Origin of the sequence: Kitasatospora sp. NPDC096128 (genome assembly GCF_040303105.1) — a bacterium.
In the GTDB taxonomy this organism is placed as follows: Bacteria; Actinomycetota; Actinomycetes; order Streptomycetales; family Streptomycetaceae; genus Kitasatospora.
The window spans coordinates 1-4,325 of the sequence record NZ_JBEOSP010000109.1; the positions used below are offsets into that span (position 1 = coordinate 1).

Annotated in this window: 2 protein-coding genes; both read left to right on the plus strand. The window is 73.9% G+C overall.

Annotated features, from left to right (window positions below):
- Positions 1 to 2,509, plus strand: a 2,509-nt coding sequence (locus tag ABTY61_RS41705) for a KR domain-containing protein (RefSeq protein ID WP_350510471.1), incomplete at its 5' end; no start/stop codon positions are given.
- A 41-nt stretch (positions 2,510 to 2,550) separates the two neighbouring features.
- Positions 2,551 to 4,325, plus strand: a 1,775-nt coding sequence (locus tag ABTY61_RS41710) for a type I polyketide synthase (protein WP_350510472.1), incomplete at its 3' end; no start/stop codon positions are given.

Here is a 4,325-nt window from a genome sequence, read left to right on the forward strand (position 1 = left end):
GGTACGGACGTTGGCCGCTCAGGGCCACCGGGTGTTCCTGGAGGTCTCCCCGCACCCCGTCCTGCTGGGCGCGGTGACGGAGTCACTGGAGGAGGTCGCGCTGGAGGCGGGCGCGGCCGCCGTGCCCGCCACGGTGTGCGGCACGCTGCGCCGCGACGACGGCGGTGCGACCCGCCTGGTCACCTCGTTGGCCGAGGCCTTCGTCAACGGCGCCCCCGTCGACTGGACGGCAGTCCTGCCGGCCGGCGAGCGGGTGGACCTGCCGACGTACGCCTTCCGGCACGACCGCTTCTGGCCGAAGGTCCCGTCGGCGCCCGCGGCCGGCTCCCCGGCCTCCGGCGGGGACGGCTCGGGCACGGCGGCCGAAGCGGCGTTCTGGGCCGCCGTCGAGGGCGGCGACCTGGAGCAGCTGGCGGACACGCTGGCGATCGACGACCAGCAGCAGCTCGGTGAGCTGCTGCCCGCGCTGACCTCGTGGCGGCGCCGCGACCTGGAACGGTCGACCACCGCGAGCTGGCGCTACCGGATGGGCTGGTCGCCGGTCGCCGATCCCGACCCGGGCGTGCTGTCCGGCACCTGGCTCGTCGCGGTCCCCGCCGAGGCGGCGGCCGACGACCTGGTCCAGGGCTGCGCGCTCGCGCTGGGCATCCGCGGTGCCGACGTCGCGGTGGTGGAGGTCCCGGCCGGGACGACGGACCGCGACGCTCTGGCCGCCCTGCTCACCCGGACGCTCGGGGACGCGGGTGCGGAGCCGGGCGGCGTCGCCGGCGTGCTGTCGCTGCTGGCGCTGGACGAGACGGCGCTGCCGGAGCACCCGGTGGTGGCGGGCGGCCTGGCCGCCACCCTGGCCCTGATCCAGTCGCTCGGTGACGTCGGGGTCGAGGCGCCGCTGTGGCCGGCCACCCGCGGCGCGGTCTCGGCCATGCCCGGCGAGGTGCCGACCAGTCCGGCGCAGGCGCAGGTGTGGGGCCTGGGCCGGGTCGTCGGCCTGGAGCACCCGGACCGCTGGGGCGGTCTGGTCGACCTGCCCGAGGTGCTGGACGACCGGGCCGGTGCCCGAATGGTCGCGGTGCTCGCCGGCTGCGGTGAGGACCAGGTCGCCATCCGGCCGTCCGGGATCCTGGGCCGCCGGATGAGCCGGGCCGCCGAGGCGCGCGGCGAGGGGCGCTGGACGCCGCGCGGCAGCGTGCTGATCACCGGTGGCACCGGCGCGATCGCCGGGCACGTGGCCCGCTGGCTGGCCGACGGGGACGCTCCGCGGGTGGTGCTGACGGGCCGTTCCGGTCCGGCCGCCCCCGGCGTCGCCGCGACCGTCGCCGACCTGGCCGCCCGGGGGACCGGCGTGGACGTCGTCTCCTGTGACGTGAGCGACCGCTCGGCGCTGGCCGGGCTGGTGGCCTGGACCGGGCAGAGCGGGCCCGCGCTGTCCTCGGTGATGCACACCGCCGCCGTCCTGGACGACGGCGTGGTCGACCGCCTCAGCCCGGCGAGGCTGGAGACGGTGCTGGCGGCCAAGGCCGCGAGCGCCTCGTACCTCGACGAGCTGACGGCCGATCTGGACCTGGACGCCTTCGTGCTGTTCTCCTCCGCGGCGTCGACCCTCGGCTCCGCGGGGCAGGGCAACTACGCGGCCGCCAACTCCTACCTCGACGCCCTGGCCGAGAACCGGCGGGCCCGCGGCAAGGCCGGTCTGTCGGTGGCCTGGGGCCAGTGGGGCGGCGGCGGCCTGGCGGAGTCCAAGGAGGCGATCCGGGAGCGGATGAAGAAGCTCCCGATGTCGGCGATGGACCCGCAGCTGGCGGTCCGGGCGCTGGGCGAGTCGCTGCAGGGCCATGACGCCGTGGTGACGGTGATGGACGTCGACTGGGCCGTGCTGGCGCAGACCGCGGTGGACCTGCCGAAGGCGCCGTTGGTCCGGGACCTGCCGGAGGTCCGTCGGCTCGCCACGGCCGGCGCCCGCGCCACCGAGGCCGCGGCCCCCGCCGGGGGCGACCTGGGCCGCCGGCTGGCGGGCCTGGCCCGCGCCGAGCAGGAGCGGCTGCTCACCGACCTGGTGCGGGCCGAGGCGGCCGTCGTCCTGGGCCACGCGTCGGCCGAGGGTGTGCAGGCCCAGCAGGCCTTCAAGGAGCTGGGCTTCGACTCGCTGACGGCAGTGGAGATCCGGAACCGGTTGAACACTGCGACCGGACTGCGGGTGCCCGCTACGTTGATTTTCGACTACCCCACTCCGGTGGCGGTGGCCGCCTGGCTGCGCACCGAACTCGCCCCGGACGAGACGGTTTCGGTGCCCGTGCTCGACGACCTCGACCGGCTCGAATCCAGCCTGTCGGGTGCGACGCCCGACCAGGAGACGAGCGAGCGGATCACGAGGCGGCTGCAGAGCATTCTGTCGAGGTGGATCGAAGAGCAGGGCGAAGCGGAGTCCGGCACCGGCGAGGTCGAACTCGAGTCGGCCACACCCGACCAGGTGTTTGAGTTTCTCGACAAGGAACTTGGTCTGTCCAACTAGTTACTTCGCGCTAATTGACGGCATTTTGGTAAGGGGTCACTGTGGATAACCAAGAGAAACTTTTCGACTACCTCAAGAAGACCGCGGCCGAGCTCCAGGAGACGCGCAAGCGCCTGCACAAGCTGGAGGCCGGCGAGTACGAGCCGCTGGCGATCGTGGGCATGGCGTGCCGCTACCCGGGCAACGTGGAGAGCCCGGAGGACCTTTGGGAGCTGCTGGCGGCCGGCGGTGACGCGGTCGGCGAGTTCCCCACCGACCGCGGCTGGGACCTGGAGAGCATCTACGACCCGGACCCGGACAAGTCCGGCCGCTCGTACACCAATTCCGGGGCGTTCGTGAAGGACGCGAGCGGATTCGACGCCGCGTTCTTCGGAATCAGCCCGCGCGAAGCCGTCGCCATGGACCCGCAGCAGCGGCTCCTCCTCGAAGTCGCCTGGGAGGCCCTGGAGCGGGCCGGAATCGACGCGGGGACCCTGAAAGGCAGCAGGACCGGCGTCTTCGTCGGTGGTTTCACATCGAACTACCTGGTGAACCTGGAGCTGGCGGAGGGGGGCACGGCCGGGCTGGAAGGTCACATGATGACCGGCAACCTGACCGCCGTGCTCTCGGGCCGGGTGTCGTACGTCATGGGCCTGGAGGGCCCCGCCGTCACCGTCGACACCGCGTGCTCGTCCTCCCTGGTGGCGCTGCACCTCGCCTGCCAGGCGATCCGCGCCGGGGAGTGCTCGATGGCACTCGCCGGCGGTGTGACCGTCCTCGCCCAGCCGGGCATGTTCGTCGAGTTCTCCCGGCAGCAGGGCCTGTCGGTGGACGGCCGCTGCCGGGCCTTCTCCGACGACGCCAACGGGACCGGCTGGGCCGAGGGCACCGGCATGATCGTCGTCGAGAAGCTCTCCGACGCGCGCCGCCACGGCCACCAGGTGCTCGCGGTGATCCGCGGTTCGGCGATCAACCAGGACGGTGCGTCCAACGGTCTGACCGCGCCCAACGGCCCCTCCCAGCAGCGCGTCATCCGCGCCGCGCTGGAGAACTCCCGGCTGTCGGCCGCCGACATCGACGCGGTGGAGGCGCACGGCACCGGCACCAAGCTGGGCGACCCGATCGAGGCCCAGGCGCTGCTGGCCACCTACGGCCAGGAGCGCGCCGGCGACCAGCCGCTCTGGCTGGGCTCGGTGAAGTCCAACCTCGGGCACACCCAGGCCGCCTCCGGTGTGGCCGGTGTGATCAAGATGGTGATGGCGCTGCGCAACGGGCAGCTGCCGAAGACCCTGCACGTGCACGAGCCCACGCCGCACGTCGACTGGGACTCCGGCGAGGTGGAGCTGCTGACCGAGCCGGTCTCCTGGCCGGCCGGTGAGCGGGTGCGCCGCGCGGGCGTGTCCTCCTTCGGCGGCAGCGGCACCAACGCCCACCTCATCCTGGAGGAGGCGCCCGCCGAGGAGGCCGCGGCCGAGCCGGCCGAGGAGGCCGTTCCGCCGGTGGTGGCGGGCGCCGGCGCGTGGCTGGTGTCGGGGCGGTCGGCGGACGGACTGGCGGCCCAGGCCGGTCAGTTGCGCGACTGGGTCGCGGCCCGGCCGGAGGCCGATGCGCGGGACGTGGCATGGTCGCTGGTGAACCACCGCGCCACCTTCGAGCACCGGGCCGTCGTGGTGGGCGGCGACCGGGCCGAGCTGGTGGCCGGCCTGGAGAGCCTGGCCGACGGCCTGCCCAGCGGCTCCCTCGTCTCGGGTGTGGCCCGGGCCGATGTGCGCCCGGTGTTCGTCTTCCCGGGTCAGGGTTCGCAGTGGGTCGGTATGGGTCGTGAACTCGCCGAGGT